Origin of the sequence: Dehalobacter sp. DCM (genome assembly GCF_024972775.1) — a bacterium.
Lineage (GTDB): Bacteria > Bacillota > Desulfitobacteriia > Desulfitobacteriales > Syntrophobotulaceae > Dehalobacter.
The window spans coordinates 3,201,609-3,220,365 of sequence record NZ_CP092282.1; the positions used below are offsets into that span (position 1 = coordinate 3,201,609).

The 18,757-nt window shown below is 44.9% G+C and carries 17 protein-coding genes; 4 read left to right on the forward strand and 13 right to left on the reverse strand.

Features of this window, described 5'->3' with window-relative positions; all coding sequences use genetic code 11:
- Window positions 1-9 precede the first annotated feature (9 nt).
- Together LPY66_RS14875 and rsmD are read right to left on the reverse strand one after the other, a co-directional pair.
- Window positions 10-498: an ATPase gene (locus tag LPY66_RS14875; protein ID WP_337985045.1), complete on the reverse strand. Its 489-nt coding sequence runs from the start codon at window positions 496-498 to the stop codon at window positions 10-12.
- The gene (gene rsmD, locus LPY66_RS14880; RefSeq protein ID WP_337985046.1) at window positions 479-1,066 is read right to left on the reverse strand and encodes a 16S rRNA (guanine(966)-N(2))-methyltransferase RsmD; all 588 of its coding nucleotides are present in this window, start codon (window positions 1,064-1,066) and stop codon (window positions 479-481) included. Before rsmD ends, LPY66_RS14875 begins: the two co-directional genes overlap by 20 nt.
- A gap of 244 nt (window positions 1,067-1,310) precedes the next feature.
- On the opposite strand from rsmD, the gene gpr reads away from it, so the two are divergent.
- The 3 genes from gpr (at window position 1,311) to LPY66_RS14895 (ending at window position 4,277) form a co-directional block, all read left to right on the forward strand.
- Complete coding sequence (gene gpr / locus LPY66_RS14885) at window positions 1,311-2,309, forward strand: GPR endopeptidase (RefSeq protein ID WP_337985047.1); 999 nt, start codon at window positions 1,311-1,313, stop codon at window positions 2,307-2,309.
- Between the two features lie 268 nt (window positions 2,310-2,577).
- Window positions 2,578-3,795: an MFS transporter gene (locus LPY66_RS14890; RefSeq protein ID WP_337985048.1), complete on the forward strand. Its 1,218-nt coding sequence runs from the start codon at window positions 2,578-2,580 to the stop codon at window positions 3,793-3,795.
- Window positions 3,796-4,073: 278 nt separating this feature from the next.
- Entirely contained in the window at window positions 4,074-4,277 is a 204-nt protein-coding gene (locus tag LPY66_RS14895; protein WP_337985049.1) for a hypothetical protein, read from the forward strand.
- 814 nt (window positions 4,278-5,091) lie between these two features.
- Here the strand turns inward: LPY66_RS14895 and recG are convergent.
- The 5 genes from recG to LPY66_RS14920 all read right to left on the reverse strand — a co-directional run bounded on the left by recG (window position 5,092) and on the right by LPY66_RS14920 (window position 11,352).
- Window positions 5,092-7,476 (reverse strand): ATP-dependent DNA helicase RecG, encoded by a 2,385-nt coding sequence (gene recG, locus LPY66_RS14900; protein ID WP_337985050.1) that lies wholly within the window; start codon window positions 7,474-7,476, stop codon window positions 5,092-5,094.
- A gap of 53 nt (window positions 7,477-7,529) precedes the next feature.
- On the reverse strand, window positions 7,530-8,405 hold the full coding sequence (gene sdaAA, locus LPY66_RS14905; protein WP_337985051.1) for an L-serine ammonia-lyase, iron-sulfur-dependent, subunit alpha: 876 nt from the start codon (window positions 8,403-8,405) through the stop codon (window positions 7,530-7,532).
- Between the two features lie 26 nt (window positions 8,406-8,431).
- A complete protein-coding gene (gene sdaAB, locus LPY66_RS14910) occupies window positions 8,432-9,103 on the reverse strand; it encodes an L-serine ammonia-lyase, iron-sulfur-dependent subunit beta (protein ID WP_337985052.1) in 672 nt (223 codons plus the stop codon).
- Window positions 9,104-9,209: 106 nt separating this feature from the next.
- Window positions 9,210-10,889: a DAK2 domain-containing protein gene (locus LPY66_RS14915; protein WP_337988104.1), complete on the reverse strand. Its 1,680-nt coding sequence runs from the start codon at window positions 10,887-10,889 to the stop codon at window positions 9,210-9,212.
- A gap of 106 nt (window positions 10,890-10,995) precedes the next feature.
- A complete protein-coding gene (locus LPY66_RS14920) occupies window positions 10,996-11,352 on the reverse strand; it encodes an Asp23/Gls24 family envelope stress response protein (protein WP_337985053.1) in 357 nt (118 codons plus the stop codon).
- Between the two features lie 224 nt (window positions 11,353-11,576).
- Between LPY66_RS14920 and rpmB the strand changes: the two genes are divergently transcribed.
- On the forward strand, window positions 11,577-11,768 hold the full coding sequence (rpmB, locus tag LPY66_RS14925) for a 50S ribosomal protein L28 (protein ID WP_337985054.1): 192 nt from the start codon (window positions 11,577-11,579) through the stop codon (window positions 11,766-11,768).
- Window positions 11,769-11,931: 163 nt separating this feature from the next.
- Here rpmB and LPY66_RS14930 read toward each other — a convergent pair whose 3' ends face one another.
- The 6 genes from LPY66_RS14930 to LPY66_RS14955 all read right to left on the reverse strand — a co-directional run bounded on the left by LPY66_RS14930 (window position 11,932) and on the right by LPY66_RS14955 (window position 18,757).
- Window positions 11,932-12,582, reverse strand: coding sequence for a thiamine diphosphokinase (locus tag LPY66_RS14930; protein WP_337985055.1), 651 nt, complete (start codon window positions 12,580-12,582; stop codon window positions 11,932-11,934).
- A gap of 8 nt (window positions 12,583-12,590) precedes the next feature.
- Entirely contained in the window at window positions 12,591-13,283 is a 693-nt protein-coding gene (gene rpe / locus LPY66_RS14935) for a ribulose-phosphate 3-epimerase (RefSeq protein WP_337985056.1), read from the reverse strand.
- A gap of 62 nt (window positions 13,284-13,345) precedes the next feature.
- Window positions 13,346-14,215, reverse strand: coding sequence for a ribosome small subunit-dependent GTPase A (gene rsgA, locus LPY66_RS14940; protein WP_337988105.1), 870 nt, complete (start codon window positions 14,213-14,215; stop codon window positions 13,346-13,348).
- A 152-nt stretch (window positions 14,216-14,367) separates the two neighbouring features.
- Complete coding sequence (pknB, locus tag LPY66_RS14945) at window positions 14,368-16,059, reverse strand: Stk1 family PASTA domain-containing Ser/Thr kinase (RefSeq protein WP_337985057.1); 1,692 nt, start codon at window positions 16,057-16,059, stop codon at window positions 14,368-14,370.
- The gene (locus LPY66_RS14950) at window positions 16,059-17,474 is read right to left on the reverse strand and encodes a peptidoglycan D,D-transpeptidase FtsI family protein (protein ID WP_337985058.1); all 1,416 of its coding nucleotides are present in this window, start codon (window positions 17,472-17,474) and stop codon (window positions 16,059-16,061) included. The genes pknB and LPY66_RS14950 overlap by 1 nt, the downstream gene beginning before the upstream one ends.
- A complete protein-coding gene (locus LPY66_RS14955; protein WP_337985059.1) occupies window positions 17,471-18,757 on the reverse strand; it encodes an FtsW/RodA/SpoVE family cell cycle protein in 1,287 nt (428 codons plus the stop codon). The genes LPY66_RS14950 and LPY66_RS14955 overlap by 4 nt, the downstream gene beginning before the upstream one ends.

The window sequence follows — 18,757 nt, forward strand, 5'->3', positions numbered from 1 at the left end:
AGGTTTAAGTTATTCGTTATCAAGGGATTGGACCCTGTCATCCCAGCGGGTCATCGAATTCAATTCTTCTCTGCTGGCCTTAATTGATTTAAAGGCATCTCCGATTTTTGATTCAATATCCAGAAGCATCTCATCCGCAAACTTTAAAGCGCCAAGTTTTACTTCGCGGGAATATTGCTGTGACTTTAATACAATCTCTTCCCCGTAGGCACGTGACTGCGTAACGATCTCATCTTCCTGGATAAGTTGATCAGCTTGTTTTTGAGCACGGTCGAGGATGCGGCTCGCCTCACTGCGTGCTTCTTCTATGTAACGATCCCGTTCGGCCAAAAGGTTATTGGCCTGTCTAATTTCCTCGGGCAGTACCGAACGAATCCCATCCAGCAATTCCAATATGGTCTCGCTGTCAACCATGATTTTCCCTGTCAAAGGCACCTTCGTTCCGTGATCCAGCACTTCTTCCAATTGTTCAATAAGTTCAATCAAGTGATTTTCCAAAGAGATTTCCCTCCTCATCGTTTTCTCTTTTTTGAATAAACCATACCTTGGTGTCGCCATATTCCTTGGTCAATCTTATTTCCAGAGGATAAATATCATCGGTGATAGATTCTTGCGCTGACGTTTCAATGACAATCACACCATTCGGTTCTAAAAGATCCATTTGACAAAGGCTCGTCAGTATGTCTTCTGCCAACCCCTGCCGGTATGGCGGGTCAGCAAATATCAAATCATATCTTTTTCCCGTAACGCGTTTGATGTAGTCCTTGGCATCACTTTGCCAGATGTTCACTTTAAGGTTTGCGCCCAGCATCTTAGAATTCTCTTTAATGGTTTTAACCGCATCCGATCCTTTGTCGACGAGATCCGCATATGCTGCCCCGCGTGACAAAGCCTCCCAAGCCAAATTTCCGGTTCCGGCAAAAAGATCCAGTACTCTCGCCTCAGACACCTTGTCTCTAAGAATATTAAAAATGGCTCCTTTGACTTTATCCGATGTTGGACGGGTAAGCATGCCCTTGACTGTTTTTAAATTCCGTCCTTTCCAATCCCCCGCAATAATTCGCACGTGCCTGTCTCTTCCTTAAATTAATGTCTATTATAACGTTATTCGGATAATTTTACATACATTTTCCCAAAAAAAACACTGTTTTGAAGAAATTATTTACACATTTCTATTTAGTATAACATAATTATTCAACATCATAACAGACATGATGCCCTGTTTGACGTGAATATGGGCTGCAGAAATATAACATACTATTACAGATTTCAAAGATACCAAATCAAATAAACTTCTTAGGAGACCGACTATGACTGAGTTACTGCATAAATCACGTTTTCTTAAACAAATGAACATCTCTCTGGATCTCGCTGTTGAAGCACACGATCTTTTAAGGGGAGAGAGCGGTCAGGAGATATCCGGCGTCATCATGAACAAAGAAGAATTTGAAGATGCAACTGTCACGGCTATCCAGATCACAAATGCCCGTGGTGAAAAAGAGCTGGGGAGGCCTAAGGGTAATTACATTACGATCGATGCCCCGGCTGTGAAAGATAATGACTTTGAACAGCATAAACGAATTACCCATATTCTAGCAAACCATTTATCCAGTCTTTATAACATCAAGGAAGATGCCAGCTTTCTCATCGTCGGTTTAGGGAACTGGCAAGCAACACCCGATGCCTTAGGTCCGAAGGTAGTTGAAAAAGTCATGGTGACACGTCATCTTTTCTATTATACACCAGAGGAAACAAAAGGGAAAATGCGCCAGGTAGCCGCTATTTCGCCTGGTGTATTAGGGCTGACCGGAATTGAGACCGCGGAAGTCATCCGTGGCCTCGTTGAACACGTTAAGCCGGATTATGTCATTGCCATCGATGCTTTAGCTGCCGGGGCGCTGGAAAGAATCGGTACAACTATTCAATTAGCGGATACCGGTATTAACCCCGGTTCCGGTATTGGCAATCACCGTAAAGGTCTGAACGAGGAAACATTAGGATGCAAAGTGATCGCCATCGGGGTACCCACTGTGGTAAACGCAGCAATCATTGCGCACAAAACGGTTGAAGAGTTATTTGAACAAATGGAATTGGAACCTGCTTTGGCTGATATTTATTGTGAAGAAAACGAGCCTGTCTTAATCAATGTCATGAAAAAAGCGCTTTCACCTTTTCAGGAAAATCTGATGGTCACACCGAAAGACGTTGATACCCTAATCGAACGCAGTGCGCGCATCATTGCCGGCGCTATCAACCAAAGTATTCATCCCGGTATCACTGCTCAAAACTTTGAAACCTATTTACAGTAATTGTGCTTTCTAACGTAGGTTCAAAATAAACTAAACAGGATATGGCATCTGTGCTATAATAAATTAATAGTACATTTATATCAATGATCTCCATTTACAGTCAAGATCTTCTTGGCTTCTTTCTTTTTTCTTATCGCTGCGATTGACAATTAATCCTCAAGGAAACAGGAAAAAGGAATAAGGAACAGCAAACAAACATTGATTAAGAAAAAAGGAACATAGTGCTACTCGTTCTCAACCCTGAACCCGTTGCTGGGAGATGATGTCGATGTCACAAAACGATTCAGTTCATACAATGAAAGCGCGCCTTTGGACTAAACCCTATATCATGATCCTTATCGCCAATTTAGCGGTCTATTTCAGCTTTCATATGCTCCTCCCCACACTGCCTCTTTATATCAGTCAACTCAAAGTCACTCCGGATATCATCGGTCTGGTCATGGGCTCATTTACGATCACTGCATTGGCTGCACGTCCGTTTATCGGACGCATTCTCGATACAAAGGACCGAAAAAAGGTGTATCTCGCAGGACTGCTGATCGCTTTTGCCGCAATTTATGGCTATAGCATATTCCCGCTTGTCCTTTTTGTTCTTATCTGCAGGCTCATCCACGGACTGGGGTGGGGGATAACAACCACAGCGATTGGTACGATCTTATCCGATCTGGTTCCTCAGGTACGACTTGCCGAGGGACTGGGATATGCCGGTGTTGTCAATGTTGTATCTATGGCAATTTCCCCAATGGTCGGCTTATATGTTGCCGGGCATTGGGGTTTTCAGAATCTGTTCTATATATCAGCTTTTTTATCCATGCTTGGTATCGTATTAGGGACCTTGATTCCCTATCCGATGCGTATAGCCCCGCAAGGACAACGTTTGATAAATCCGCAAAAGAATGTATCTGGATTTATGGCAACCGCTTTTGAAAAAAGAGCCTATCTGCCTGCCATTATTGCCATCTTTACCTCTATGGCCTATGGTTCACTTATGACCTGTCTCACGCTCTATGCCGCTGAATTAAATATAAATAATATCGGAATATTTTTCAGCGTATATGCTGTTACCTCGATCATGACACGGCCTTTTATCGGAAGACTATCCGACCAAAAAGGTTACAGTATCGCGATAATACCAGGTATTATTTTCTTTTCCTTAAGCCTCTTGCTTCTATTTCTGGCACAAAATATTTATTTCTTTATTGCGGCAGCCGTTCTTTATGGTCTTGGCAACTGTGCCTTGCAGCCTACATTACAAGCGATGGCCGTAAAAAAAGTCCCTCAGGAAAGGCGGGGTGCTGCCAATAGTACCTATTACAGCGGTATAGACATCGGAATCGCTATCGGCATGGTGTTATCAGGATTTTTGGCCAAGGCAGCAGGTTACAGCATCATGTATCTGCTGTTTATTATCCCGATGTTCCTCTCTCTGATCATATATATTTTAGCTGTGAAAACGATTCTGGCGAACCGGAGTCAAAACAGATAAAAGCGTATCCATTGATCCTCTTCATAAAAACAAGGAATGAAGTAGTCTCATTTGCTTTTCTTCAGGCGAAAGAAGAAGGATACTGTGGATATAAAGATAAAGAGGTAATAAAAAAATGGAATAAAAATCTTTACTTGGAATTTATTATGTTATATACTGCTAGTAGCCTAGAAATGTAGTTTCTCTATTTCAATGAAATAGAGATTAATAATATAATGCATCATAATAAAACTATGCAGCTATCTGGAAGGGGGGTTATTAGGAAAAGGGGGATTCTTATGTTAAAGATTTTAATCGTGTCCTTTCTCTCGGCAATAATTGGTCTTATTTTGGGATGGGTCGGTTTTACCTTGTTTGCACCTTCTGCAAATATGCTTTTCTTTTTATCTATGGGTGCTGTTATTGGATTTGTTTGTTCATTATTATCACAGTGTTACCTTGGGTCAAGTATGAAAAAAATGATGGCTAAAGCTCAAGGCTAAACTATGTCATTATTCATTATTAATTATTAATTTATAATATCTTTAAGCACTAGTATTTATTTAATTCTGTACCCCTTTTGGAAATAAAAATTTTACCTTCCTCATGCATTATATTATTAGGACGAAAAACACCTCTTTGCTGTTTTATTGGAGTAATATCCATTTGCAGCAAAAGGTGTTTTTTATGCATAGATGCATTGAAACTGAAGCCGCATACCGTACGAAGTCTAGATATATCCCTGATTAAACCATATTTAAGGCACTCTTCAGTGTTTGCGATAATTAAATCTAGTACAACGTATTTGAAATAACTACCCAAAAGAATATCTCAATCATTTACTTCAAATTAGGTCTGTGTGCCACAGTTCCGGCGACAAGCGGAGCATGGATTGCGTAGCGCAACGGTCCATGGATGGACCTAAGTTAAAATTCGCCAAGGAGGGCAAAAGAATTTTAACTTCCGAAATGTAAATTCATGGAGGGCACAAGAGCCGAAAGCGGAATGTGGCATGCAGACCAACCGCAGAAAAATGCTTACGTTTTTGTTTGCCTAGTTATTTAGAATACACTGTACTAGTACCTTGTTAACCCTTAAAATTTAGCCCTTATTTTTAATCGTTTTTTTAGTTCTCTTTTGCGGAAGACCCATTTCCTGAGAAACTTCATATTTTAAATTTTCAATTTCAAATTCTTTATCCCGATCAATGTCGGCCATTCTCTATCCCTCCAAACCATATTTCAGTTAAAGGATAGTATCTGCCGTCCTCCAAAAATCATTCATGGATGACACAGGAATTAGTATTATGTGAACAGGCTAATTCAGACCGATCTTTTCTTTTGGGTAAAGCCGGTTTGCTTCTTTATGTACACGGTCATATTTTACCGGTTCCTTCAACACATTTTGGAGAAGCTGATATGCTAGTTCAACAAGCCTGCCATCCGATGTCAGATCCGTCAGTTTTAATTCCGGAATGCCGTGCTGACGCAAGCCTAATAACTCACCGGGGCCACGAATCTTGAGATCTTCTTCGGCAATTCGAAAGCCGTCTTCCGTTTCACAAAGGATATTGAGACGGGCACTGTCATGAGTATTGCTGACCAAAATACAATAAGACTGCTCGTTACCGCGGCCAACACGCCCCCTTAGCTGATGAAGCTGCGCCAGACCAAAACGTTCTGCCCTTTCCACTACCATGACCGATGCATTGGGAACATTAACACCGACTTCGACCACTGTTGTTGTCACTAAAATATCGATATCTCCTTGACGAAAAGACTGCATGATCTGTTCTTTTTCCTGACCCTTCATCCTTCCGTGCAAGAGCGCGACGCGATAATCGGCAAAGACTTTCTTCATTTCTTCTGCCTTTTGTGTAGCCGAGACCAAATCTGATTTTTCTGTTTCAGCAACCAGCGGGCAGACGATGTACACCTGTCTGCCGGTAAGGATTTGTTGGTGCAGAAATTTTTCCATGCTCCCGCGGCTGCGATCTGAGATTTTTTTTGTAATGACAGGCTTTCGGCCATTCGGCAGCTCATCCAATACAGACAGCTGAAGATCCCCGTATAACGTGAGAGCAAGTGTGCGGGGTATCGGTGTGGCAGTCATGACCAAAACATGCGGATTTCCACCTTTATCCTGGAGGAGAGTACGTTGTCTGACGCCAAAACGATGCTGTTCATCCGTTATTACCAATCCCAAAGAATTAAATTGCACTGTTTCCTGGATCAAGGCTTGCGTTCCGACAACAACCTGTGCCTGTCCGCTTCGAATCTGATCAAGAATCTGTTCTCTCTCCGATCGTGTTTGATTTCCAATCAGATATACGACACGGATACCGAGCGGTTCAAAAGCTTCTTTTATGGACTGATAATGCTGACCTGCGAGCACTTCTGTCGGGGCCATCATCGCCCCCTGGAAACCGGAGCCGACCGCCTGGAGCAACGCGCACATCGCCACCGCCGTTTTCCCGGAGCCAACATCACCCTGGAGTAATCGTGTCATGGTTTTATCGTTTTTTTCCATGTCTTTAAATATTTCTTTGATGACGCGTTGCTGCGCCCCCGTAAGTTTAAAAGGGAGGGATGCAATAAAAGCATTCACTAAATGGTTTCCCTGGTTGATAACACATCCTGTTTTTTGGGTTCCGGGAGCACGAAGCATAGCCAAGGCGAGCTGTAACAACAGGATTTCCTCGATGACCAGCCGTTCTCTGGCTTTTCTTTGTGTATCGGTTGCCGAAGGAAAATGCATCTCTCTGATTGCCTTCGATCTTGGCATAAGTCCAAAGTCTGCCGGCAGAAATTCTTCAAATAACTTATCGGTTTGGGGAAGAGCTGCTTTGACTATTTCACGGATTGCTTTGGAATTGAGACGGTTCGTTTCAGAGTATATGGGTATGATGCTTTCCGACTTTCCATCACCTGCACCCTTGCTAATTTCTGAAACGAGGATTTCAGGTATTCTCTTCTGCCACTGAACTTTCCCCGTAACGGACACTACCATCCCTTCAGGATATTGCTTGGGAATATAGATTTGATTAAACCAAACGGCATGAATATATCGACCATCCTGTTCTATATTCAGTCTTACGACCTTGATTCTCCCGTTGGTGACGTGACTGCCAGTCACAGTACCTTCGACAGTAACGTACTCACCATCCTGAAGATCAATGATACAGCGTTTTTGCCTCACTTCATATTTACGCGGAAAATATCTTAAGAGATCTTCAACCGTGAATATCCCCAGGTTCTCAAATTGTTTGGCCCTCTGCGGTCCGACACCCTTGATGTACTGAAGGTCCGGAGACGGGTTTGTTTTCTGCAAAATAGCAGTGTCTTGGGCAAGCTGTTGTGCTATGGCTGTTTTTTCGTCGGGCTGCTGGGGATGACCGAGCAAACCATGCATATCCACCTTAGTTTGAGCGTCACTGTGCATCACTGTATCGACATCCCCTAGGATGGCATACAGTTCCAGCCATATCCCCCGGCGTTTGTACGGGCTGACAGCTTTATATTCCTGAGCTAAATATTTCATCCGCTCTAATTTATCCCGGGAGACAATCTGTGCAAGCCATGACAATGCATCGAGCCAATAATCGCTAAAGCCTCCGATTGCTCCCGTATTAATGAATCCTTGCTTTTCTTCTGCCCGCATAGCCTTGTAGAGGCTATTCAGCAAATTTCCTGACTGCAACACGCTCTCACCTTACCCGAGTAGATTGTCATTGTCTATGTAGTACCCTGTCAGTTTTATGGTTGGCAAGGTACTAGCCGTTCCCGTAATTTTTCAGCAGCGGGTGTTACCGCTAAGCCTCCTTGCGCTGTCTCTTTAAGACTACACGGCATATTTCTTCCAATCGATGCCATGGCATCGATCACTTCATCCAGCGGTATTGCGCTTTTGATCCCGGCTAAAGCCATTTCTGCCGCAGTCAGTGCAATGACCGCTGCGGACGCGTTCCGTTTGACACACGGTACTTCAACCAGACCCGCTACCGGGTCACAGACTAGACCGAGAAAACTCTTCAGCGCCATCGCCGAGGCATGGGCTGTTTGTTCCGGCGTCCCCCCGGCCAATTCCACTGCGGCAGCAGCGGACATGGCGGCTGCCGCACCAATTTCCGCCTGGCAGCCGCCCTCCGCACCGGATACACTCGCACGTTCAGCAATGACCATACCGATCCCTGCTGCCGTAAAAAGGGCTGCAACAACGGCATCATCTTCTCTGCAAAGGCTCTCATTAACCGTAAGCAGAACACCTGGCAGAACCCCGCATGAACCTGCTGTCGGCGCCGCGACGATTCTTCCCATGCCTGCATTGACTTCAGCAACCGCCATTGCTCTCGCAGCTGCCCGATTCACCTTGTCGCCGAGCAGCGATTTTCCACTTAGTCTATAATTCTCCAAAAGTGCGGCATCTCCTCCCGTTAAACCTGAGAGTGATTTCCAAGTACCTGTCATACCCTGTACAACCGATTCCTGCATAACAGTATAATTGGCCTTCATTTTTTCAACCAGCTCGGTTTCGGACCTCCCCGTCCTGGTCTTTTCTTCCTCAATAACAATCCTGCTGATTGTCGTCTGCTTTTGGAGAGCTCTTTCTACTAATTCCTGATATGAGCGCATACCATAACCTCCTACGGTTCTATTTGTCACCCAAGTCTGTCAACAGCCATGGTCTTTGTGATCATTGGCATCTTCTCAATTTCCCTAACCAAGTCATCGCTGATTTTCTCATCGGTTTCGATTACTGCCAAAGCATCCTGTCCTTTTCCTTCTCTGGTCACGCGCATCTGCGCAATATTGATACCCTGAACAGCCAGTTGTCGGGTTATATCGGCTACCATTCCAGGATGATCGGCATAAATAACAATTAATGCAGGATACTCTCCGGAAAATTCCACTTCAAAGCTATTGACCTCTGTTATACGGATCTTTCCACCGCCAAGTGAAGCTCCAGTTACAACGGCTTCTGACCCATCGACATCCGTTAAGTAAAACCTGGCCGTATTCGGATGGACATCACCCAGATGTGCGGATTCAAAAATGACTGTTATCCCTTCCTGTTCAGCAAGGTATGGGGCTTGTCTGATCCGCTCGTCATCCGGGTACATGCCCATCAAACCGGCGATTAACGCCAAATGCGTTCCATGTCCCTGCCCTGTTTCGGCAAAAGAGCCATGTAAAAGAATCTTTGCCTGTTTCACTCTTTTACCAAGTATCTGTGCAGCCATGTTAGCCAATCGGACAGCTCCGGCAGTATGAGAACTTGAAGGACCGACCATGACAGGTCCCAGCAGATCAAAAACACTATTGACCTTCATATTGCCACTCCTCTCTGCATGATATATAAAATTTTAAAATAGCAAAAAGGGAGACAAGAGAAGCGTCACTTTGTCTCCCCCCTGTCTCCCTGTCTCTGTTAAACGTTCATTCTACGCCAAGTATATAATAGTATAAGGGCTGTTTTCCAGAATAGACTTCGACTTCAATATCCGGTTTTACGCCTTTGAGCCACCCGGTTAGGACGTTGACATCTTCTTCAGCCATATCTTTGCCGTAAAATATCGTTACCAAATCCTTATCCCGCCAGTGCATCCCTTCCAGGACATTTTTGGCAACGTCGAGAATTTCTCGGCCTGTTGTGGTTATTGTTCCCTCAATGAGTCCGAGAATATCCCCTTCGGCTATTTCTAAATCACCGAATTGCGAGTCACGAACGGCATAGGTGACTTCACCTGAACTGACATGGGTCAGCACCTCCGACATCATTTCAGCGTTTTCATCAATCGAACTGTCAGAATTAAACGCCAGAAGAGCTGCGATAGCCTGGGGAATTGATTTTGTCGGTATAACCATAACGTCTTTATCCGTAATGAGCTCATTAACTTGTCCGGCCGCCATGATAATATTGCTGTTATTAGGGAGGATAAATACTTTTCGTGCCGGTACCTTCCGGGCCGCTTCAGCCAAATCATTGGTGCTTGGATTCATGGTCTGTCCACCGAATACCACTTCATCGACACCCAAACTCTCAAAAATCTTGGCAATTCCCTCACCCATTGCGACTGAGACGATACCATATTCTTTGATCGCTGCTGCCTCTTGAGGAGCTTCCTTTTCAGAATCGATACCACCACCGCTTAGATTCTCCGAGGTATTCTCTGCGTATAATTCTTCAGTAGTTGTACTATCCGATGTTTCTTTGGCTTCATGCGCAGCATGCTCGTTCTGAGCAAGCATATTATGAATCTGAACTTCATGGAGAGAACCATATTTGATTGCGATACTCAGAATATTACCCGGATTTTTAGAATGGATATGAATTTTGACCACGTCATCGGTGCCAACGACCAAAAGGCAGTCTCCATTGCCTAATAATTCCTGCCTGATAACCTCGGGATCAAGTTTACTTCCTTTTACTAAGAACTCTGTACAATAAGGGTATTCTAAATCCCCGATCGCAACGATCCCGGTTGCTTCACGCGTCTCTATCGCGTATTCCTGCTCTGGTACGCCTGGAATTTTATTTCCTTCGAGTACTGCTATCCACCCATAAAGAATAGTTAAAAACCCTTGCCCGCCGGCATCGACTACCCCTGCCTGTTTTAGTGCCGGCAGCATCTCGGGTGTCTTGGCTAACGTTTCCTCGCCTTTTTCACATCCTGCCCGCAGTACCTCAAGAATATCCGTTGTTCCGCTTTTAGCCTTATTTAATGCCCCTCTGGCAGTTTCCCTGGAAACAGTGAGTATGGTTCCCTCTACCGGTTTCATGACCGCGCGGTAAGCTGTTTCCACCCCTGCCTGGAGGGCATGAGCCACTTGGATAGAATTGGCTTCATCAAGCCCTTCCAATCCTTTGGCAATTCCCCGCATGATTTGGGACAGAATAACACCCGAGTTACCTCTCGCTCCCATTAAAGACCCTAAAGAAGCGGCAGCAGCAATCTCATGCACGGATTTTCCGGTATTTTTATCTGCGGCCTGGGATGCCGCCTTAAATGTCAAATTCATATTTGTCCCTGTATCCCCATCAGGGACAGGAAAAACATTCAAGGCATCGATTTCTTTCTTTCTTTGTTCCAGAAGGTGAGACCCCGATCGCAACATATCTTTTAATACATTACCGTCAATTTTTTCTGTTTTCGTTTCAGACACGGCATTCAAAAAATTTTCCTCCTACTCATCGTGTGATCTCTATGATCAGGGATAACTCTTATTCTAAGAATCTTACACCCTGCACATTGACGTTGACTTCGGATACTTTCAGTCCGGTCATTGTTTCAACCGTATAGCGTACTCTATCCATGACATTGGAGGCGACTTCCGATATTTTGACGCCATATCCCACAATAATATTAAGATCAATAATAAGTTCGTCCTCTTGAAGAGTTACGATGACCCCTTTGGATAAATTCTCTCGTTTAAGCAGTCCGGAAACACCATCTGACAGTTTCCGGGACGCCATACCAACTAGTCCGTAGCATTCGATTGCCGCTGCCCCTGAGATCGTAGCAATCACGTCTTCAGAGATATCGATGTTTCCCAATTTTGTCTCCATCAGCTTGGCCATTTTGTAACCCTCGCTTTCTCCAGTATAATCTATACAGAATCGGTGCCCTTTTGTTCATTTTTTATCAGCTGTTGAATTTAATTAATTCGCTATGATAAAAATAGGATAATATACGCACTGGGCTTTCGTCAAATAATAAAGATAATTAAACTGCTCTTGCCAATTCTTTTATCTTCTGCTAAACTGTATAAGTGTCATTTGGGGTGAAAAGGAGGTAGTAAATCATGGCAAATATTTGTGAAGTATGCGGAAAAGGAGTTTCTTCCGGGATGAGTGTCAGTCACTCCCACATTCGCTCCAAGCGTACCTGGAAACCGAACCTCCAGCGTGTCCGTGCTGTAGTGAACGGTACTCCCACCCATGTCAAAGTCTGCACGAGATGCCTGCGTTCCGGAAAAGTTAAACGCGCAATATAATGATTAATCATCTGACTGTGTTGGATTAAGACAACCCCGGCTTTTTACTAGCTGGGGTATTTTACATTAATAGCAACATTTCGATATATAGCGTTATCTTCTATACCGCTATACAGCGATACCACTATTCCGATCGCGGTTTTCTCATTGTGGTATGTGTTGATTACAGACGGTAAATCAACGCTTTGCCCTCATGTATCTCTATAGTTATTTCCTCATGCGTAAATACATTACTGATCCCACGCGGAGAATGCTGCGCCAGATTTAATCGATCCAATTCATAATATAACCCTTCGGCTGAAATACAAGCGTAATCCGATAAAGGGACGATGGACAATTGCTGCCCTATGTTGCCTTTGATTATTTCCTTGCCAGGTACCATGACCCAGGCTTCCGATTGTTTATCTTTCATCTTCAGTCTCAGTCCTTTTTGCGCATAGCCGATCATCAATGAGATATTGCCCATTAAATGATCCATGCGCTTTCCCCCGGCCGCATAAAGGATAATCTCACTCTGAGGCGTGGCGGTGGATTTTAACACCATTTCCGCATAGGCCACGGCCAGCTCCAAATCGGTCTCATCTTTTTCCTTGGGATATTTTTTTATTTCTGTATGGCCTTTTATACATCGCTCCAGGTTGTCATCGGTAATGGAGTCCAGATCACCGACAAGAATATCCGGCAATCTTCCTGACGCAATGGCAAGGTTTCCCCCGCCGTCGGCACAAATCAACATCGCAATCTTGCTCTTATCCAGTTCGCTGCGTCCCCATTCGAAATCCCATTCGCCATTGGCCATTACTGCTGTCTTCATGATTTCCCTCATTGTTTTTTCTTTTTACGCACAGTGATCTGTTCTTCTCTGCCTGCATCTAAAATATCCGCGATGGCCTGTTTCGGGTCAGGTGACGAAAAAACAGCTGCGCCGGCCACCAGAATTTCAGCGCCGGCTTTACTGACAAGCCGTGCTGTATCCTTATTGATACCACCATCGACTTCAATCCGGCAAAGTGGATTGACCTCTTTTAGGATTTCCGATAAAGCGACGATCTTTGGCAGGACTTCTTGAATGAATTTCTGCCCGCCAAAGCCGGGATTGACTGTCATGAGTAATACAATATCCAATTCCTGAAGAACGTATGTGAGTACATCCAAGGGTGTAGCCGGATTGATTGCCACACCGACATTCACCCCCAGTGACTTGATCTGTTGAATAAGTCTGTGTAAATGTCGTGTTGATTCAGCGTGAACTGTAATACTGTCTGCCCCTGCTTTGACAAAGTCCTCGACGTATCTTTCCGGGTTTTCTATCATCAAATGGACATCAAATTCCAATGTCGATACTCTGCGCAAAGACGCGACGACTGGGGGGCCGATAGTAATATTAGGGACAAAATGTCCATCCATGATATCAATATGCAGAATGTCAATGCCAGCCTTCTCAACGAGACTTACATCTTCGCCCAGTTTGGCGAAATCGGCAGACAAAATCGACGGAGCAACGGTCAGTGCCATAAAAATCCTCCTTAGCATGAGCAACTATAGCTATAATTCTTCATTATCTGCGGAAATCCTTTTTAGTATCGCTGTTCGTTTTCAATCACTTCTTTTAGGAACGTCGTGTAATGGTCATACCGTGACGCAGGAATATCCAAATTACTTAATGCCTCTTTAACAGCACAATCTGGTTCTTTATCATGCATGCAGCTCGCAAAACGGCAATTTCGCTTATAGGGGGAAAACTCAGGAAAATAATCCTGCAGTTCTTCTCTTTTCATTTTAGGCAGATAAAGTGAAGAAAACCCCGGGGTATCTGCGACAAGCCCGCCGGCAACCGATAAAAGTTCGACATGGCGGGTCGTATGCTTTCCCCTGCCTATCTTTTGACTGACTGCCCCAGTCTTTAGAATCAGTCCCGGATTGAGGGCGTTGATGAGGCTGGACTTTCCGGTACCGGATGGGCCCGCCAAAACAGTTACTTTGCCCTTGAGTTCTTGAATGACTTCTGATATGCCCTGACCCGTCTTACTTGAGATCGGTATTGTTCGATAACCGATAGTGCGGTAATCGACAGCCGGTGTACTGTCTCTGGCTATGAGATCAGCCTTAGTGAAGACGATGAGTGGTTCTATCCCTGCCTTAGTGATTTGAACCAACAGGCGATCTAATAGATTATAGTCCGGATCCGGAGTTGCCAAAGCAAACACCAGCATAGCCTGATCCACATTGGCGATATTCGGCCTGACTAAAACATTCTTTCGCTCCATTACATTTTCAATCGTGCCTTTACTTTCGGTGCCGGGAAGGATCTGGACTTTGTCACCGGGGATAAAATCCTGCTTCTTGACGCGAAAACGACCGCGCAGGGAGCATTCCCACACCCGGTCATCGGCATAGACATAATAAAATCCGGCATATCCTTTCATCAATGTTCCCTGAAGCAGCATAAATACACAACTTTCTTCTTCATATTCTTTATTCGATATACGTATGCCTTGCGTTTGTTCTTCTAACATCGTTGAGTACAAGGTCCTTTTCAATGACCGATAATCGTTATTCAAAGCAATACGCGTTTAATTGGGTATAGCATCGCGTTAACCTATGCTGCCGGCCCGGGTCCCAGCGAAACATAAATAGTAACTTCCGATCCCTGATGAACCGGTTGTCCCGGAGCCGGATTGGTTCGGATCACCGCGCCTTCCGGGAAGTCATAGGACGTTTCAGTCTGAGGAATCACAATGAGCTTAAACTCCTTAAGAATTTTTGTTGCCAAATCGGAAGAGTAGTTGCGCACATCGGGCATGACTGTCAGCGATTGAATAATCCCGCTGCTCACATATAATTCGATCTTACTGGTACTTATTTTTGCCCAGGTCGATCCCTGTGCCGGTGATTGACCAAATACTTTCCCTTCAGGAACGATAGCACTGGTTGTTTCCTTGACCTCGATTTGTTCCCTCAGAAACCCGACAGCGAGTATCTTCGCAATGGCATCATCCAAAGTGGGATTTCCTATCGTGACATCCGGCATGACTAAATATTCTACGCCCTTGCTTATGGTTACGCCGATCTTTCTTCCCGCTTTTACCTCTTGTTTGGGTTTATATTCCTGATTGATTACTTTATCCTTATCCGTTTCATTATCACTGAAAGCATAATCGACATCTCCCAAAGACAAACGTACTTTGGCCAACTCCGTTCTTGCCTCTTCTTGGGTCATCCCGGTGAGATCCGGTACCGGGACCGACTTACTATGGGTAAATATCCACATGCCCAATACGACACTAACGATAACAACCAGGATCAATACGGCTAACACCGGCATAGGTATCTTCTGATAAAACTTTTTATTTTTGAGCAAGGCTTTGTTATCCTTTTTTTCACCGGAAACTACTTTTTCCCGAAGCCCCTTATGAACCTGGGTCTGCATTGTGTCACGTTTTTCATTCAGGCTGCCTTTTTCCCATACAATCGTCTCTCCGGCTTCAACTTTATGGAGGTCTTCTAAAAAATCCACAGCGTTTTTATAGCGATCTTCCGGTGATTTGGCAAGTGCTTTCATGATAACAGTTTCCAATTCCGGGCTTACGCCGGGAACGAGCTTACCGGGAAGTTCGACTTCTTCCTGAATATGCTTTAAGGCAATGGTAATCGGCGTATCACCGTCGTAGGGAAGCTTCCCGGCAATAAGCTCATACAGGATGATTCCTAAAGAATAGATATCGGATTGGGCTGTTGTCGGAGCTCCTTTCGCCTGTTCGGGTGATAAATAATGAACAGACCCAACAATATCTCCTGTATGGGTGAGCGTTGAAGCCGACGCTGCCCGAGCGATTCCAAAATCAGTCACTTTCGCTCTTCCGTCTGCTGTGACAAGTATATTCTGCGGTTTGATGTCACGATGGATAATGTTATTGATATGCGCATGTTTCAGAGCCTCTGCGATTTGACGTACAATATGGATAGCCTGCTCCTGGGAAAGAGGCGCATGCGTGCGAATAAGATCCTTCAGTGTTTGTCCTTTGACATATTCCATCACAATATATTCATTATTATCATCTTTACCCACATCGTATATTGATACAATATTATGGTGGGAGAGGCTGGCCGCTGACTGGGCCTCGCGGCGAAAACGCCGGATAAACCCTTCATCGGAAGCGAACTGTTCTCTTAATACCTTGATAGCAACAGTTCGGTTCAGCAGCATATCCTTCGCTCTATATACGATCGCCATTCCGCCGGCTCCGATTTTTTCTTCTATTTGATATCTTCCTCCAAAAATCTTCTCCATTAGTTTTCACCTTCTCTCAATTCAAGTGCTTTTTCAATAACTGCTTTAGCGATCGGGGCGGCAGCACCGCTTCCGGTTCCTCCATGTTCAACTAATACGGCAACCGCTATTTTCGGATCGTCGGCGGGAGCAAATGCCACATACCATGCGTGTGTATCCTCGTTTCCTCCCGTTTCAGCTGAACCGGTTTTCGCTGCAACTTGGACGTCAGGCAACGCGCCGGGGGCAGCCGATCCTTTATTGACCGCTAAGATCATACCGCTTTTAATTATTTCGGCATTACTTTCACTTAAAGGTGACAGCCAAATTTCCGGCGTGCGTTTATATATTCTATTTTGCTTGGAATCAAGCACGCTGTCAATCAAATGTGGGGCCATTATTTTTCCGTTATTGGCGACACCTGCTGTGATCAACGCCATATGAAAAGGACTCACCATGACTTCACCTTGCCCAAAGGCACTCGACGCCAAAAGATTCGCACCCAATGTCTGCGGTAAGGGATCCTCGTTAGTTACAGAACTCGGAGGTACATAGAGCTCAAACGGAATATCTTGACCAAAACCAAAGTCAGACAGTGCTTTTAAAAAGTTCTGAGCACCGGCTTTAATACCGTATTGTGCAAAATACGTGTTACAGGAGTACGCCAGTGCCAGATCGTAATTGACCCATCCATGCACTTTCCCATTTTGTTCCGGAATCGTCTGCCCATTGATGACGGTTTTTCCCTCGCACTTAAAAAGCTCCGTTGTATCTAAACCGGCGCGGAAAATAGCGCCGGAAGTGACGATCTTCATCGTTGAGCCTGGCGGAAAAAGAGAAAAGGCATGATTCAGCAAAGGGCTGTTTTGCCGGGCCAGGATCGCGTCCCATTCGGCTTCCAATGTTGTGGCATCATAACTCGGCTGGCTTACCAGAGCCAATACATCCCCGTTTTGGGGATCGATAGCGACAACCGCTCCTGTTTTGCCTTTCAGCCCTTCATAGGCAGTTTCCTGCAAACGGGCATCCAAAGTCAGTACCACGTCGTTGCCGGTCCGCTTCAACTCAAAGGTATTTTGTATTTTTCGCAATATCGATTTATCATTGATTCCCAAGAGCGTCTCGGCTTCGGTTGCTTCCAGTCCGGCAGATCCGTATTGTACCGTCGCATAGCCTATCAGCGGCTGAAACATTTCACCCAGGGGGTATTCACGGAATTTATTTTCGCCGGTACCAACTGTCTTTGCCAGGACAACACCATTTCGATCATAAATACTTCCCCTTGTTATTCTCTTTTCCAGAAAAACGGCGCGGCGGTTCGCGGGGTTGTCCAGCATCGTGTCCGCATTGACAACCTGCCAATACGCAAGCCCCAGGCTTAAGAATACGAAGCTGAAAACCATTATCAGCGCAATGTTGCGAATTCCCTTCGTCATAATGCATTCACCCGCTTTCCAATGGGTATTTCATTCAGTACAAACGAGGAATGATGCGAAATATTAGCAAGAATGCCTAATAGCATAAAATGGACAACCATAGAGCTGCCCCCATAACTGACCCAGGGCAAAGGGAGTCCCGTTAACGGCAGCATTTTTGTCACGCCCGCGAGAATGATCAACGCCTCAACCCCGATAAGAATCCCGATACCAGCCGACAAAATCTGCCCGAACCTGTCGCCGGCTCTGACACTGACTGCAAAACAGCGCAGGACGACAATAATAAATAGGCTTATCACCGCCATCGCGCCTAAAAAGCCCAGTTCTTCCGCAATGACAGCGAAAATAAAGTCGGTATCACCATACGGGATCTGATAGGCGCCAATGCCATTTCCCAATCCGGTCCCCAGTAATCGGCCTCCGCTGATGGCAAATATCGATTGGGCGATTTGAAAAGATCCACCTGTTGGATCAGCCCATGGATCGATCCATGCGGCTACTCTGACACGGACATGGCCAAACAAGAGATAGCCTATTGCCCCGGTCACTAGTATCAGTGGAATGGACGCGACAAGGTATAATACCCTCTCCGTAACCAAGTACATAATGAATACCATCAGCAGAAAAAACACCAGAGCTGTACCCAAACTCTTTTGAGCTCCTAAGAGACCAAGAACGATTACACCAATAAATAGAAACGGCCCTACCGTATGGATATCCGGCAATGATATCCGGCCCACCTGTACGGTTCCAAAACGCAGAAGTTCTTTATTTTTGCCTAGATAAGACGCCAAAAACAGCAACAGAGCAACCTTGACAAGTTCCTCAGGCTGAAATCCCCTGACCCCAAAGGAAATCCAACTCTTGGCTCCGTTCAGTGTTGTACCAAATACCAGGGTCACCAGGAGCAACAGCAACGCAAGCATTCCCCAAAGGTATTGATATTCACCGAGCTTGCGATAATCTCTGAGAATAAGAAATACGACATAAAATACAATCATGCCTAAGTTTGCCCATAAAAACTGCGTTTCTGCTCTGGAAGGATTGATTCGGACTAAAAAAACTAACCCAATAACCATAATGGTCTGAACTGTCGGCAACAGATACTTATCCCCTTGATAATGGTAAAAAAGTTCAAACAAAGAACCGGCAATAATTAAAACGGAGAATATAGCGCCTTGCAGCAATAAGCCATTTTCCGCCATATCATTCAATTTCAGGACACCTAAACCGATCCATAGAATGGATAGAGTTATCGCTCTCAGAGAAAGACTCTTTAGCAT

What these genes read in the sequence shown, in the direction of transcription:
- gpr (WP_337985047.1), top strand. Translation starts at nt 1,311, where the DNA reads ATGACTGAGTTACTGCATAAATCACGTTTTCTTAAACAAATGAACATC.
- LPY66_RS14890 (WP_337985048.1), top strand. Translation starts at nt 2,578, where the DNA reads ATGTCACAAAACGATTCAGTTCATACAATGAAAGCGCGCCTTTGGACT.
- LPY66_RS14895 (WP_337985049.1), top strand. Translation starts at nt 4,074, where the DNA reads ATGTTAAAGATTTTAATCGTGTCCTTTCTCTCGGCAATAATTGGTCTT.
- sdaAA (WP_337985051.1), bottom strand. Translation starts at nt 8,405, where the DNA reads ATGCGCTCATATCAGGAATTAGTAGAAAGAGCTCTCCAAAAGCAGACG.
- sdaAB (WP_337985052.1), bottom strand. Translation starts at nt 9,103, where the DNA reads ATGAAGGTCAATAGTGTTTTTGATCTGCTGGGACCTGTCATGGTCGGT.
- LPY66_RS14915 (WP_337988104.1), bottom strand. Translation starts at nt 10,889, where the DNA reads ATGTTGCGATCGGGGTCTCACCTTCTGGAACAAAGAAAGAAAGAAATC.
- LPY66_RS14920 (WP_337985053.1), bottom strand. Translation starts at nt 11,352, where the DNA reads ATGGCCAAGCTGATGGAGACAAAATTGGGAAACATCGATATCTCTGAA.
- rpmB (WP_337985054.1), top strand. Translation starts at nt 11,577, where the DNA reads ATGGCAAATATTTGTGAAGTATGCGGAAAAGGAGTTTCTTCCGGGATG.
- LPY66_RS14930 (WP_337985055.1), bottom strand. Translation starts at nt 12,582, where the DNA reads ATGAAGACAGCAGTAATGGCCAATGGCGAATGGGATTTCGAATGGGGA.
- rpe (WP_337985056.1), bottom strand. Translation starts at nt 13,283, where the DNA reads ATGGCACTGACCGTTGCTCCGTCGATTTTGTCTGCCGATTTCGCCAAA.
- rsgA (WP_337988105.1), bottom strand. Translation starts at nt 14,215, where the DNA reads ATGCTGCTTCAGGGAACATTGATGAAAGGATATGCCGGATTTTATTAT.
- pknB (WP_337985057.1), bottom strand. Translation starts at nt 16,059, where the DNA reads ATGGAGAAGATTTTTGGAGGAAGATATCAAATAGAAGAAAAAATCGGA.
- LPY66_RS14950 (WP_337985058.1), bottom strand. Translation starts at nt 17,474, where the DNA reads ATGACGAAGGGAATTCGCAACATTGCGCTGATAATGGTTTTCAGCTTC.
- LPY66_RS14955 (WP_337985059.1), bottom strand. Translation starts at nt 18,757, where the DNA reads ATGCTAAAGAGTCTTTCTCTGAGAGCGATAACTCTATCCATTCTATGG.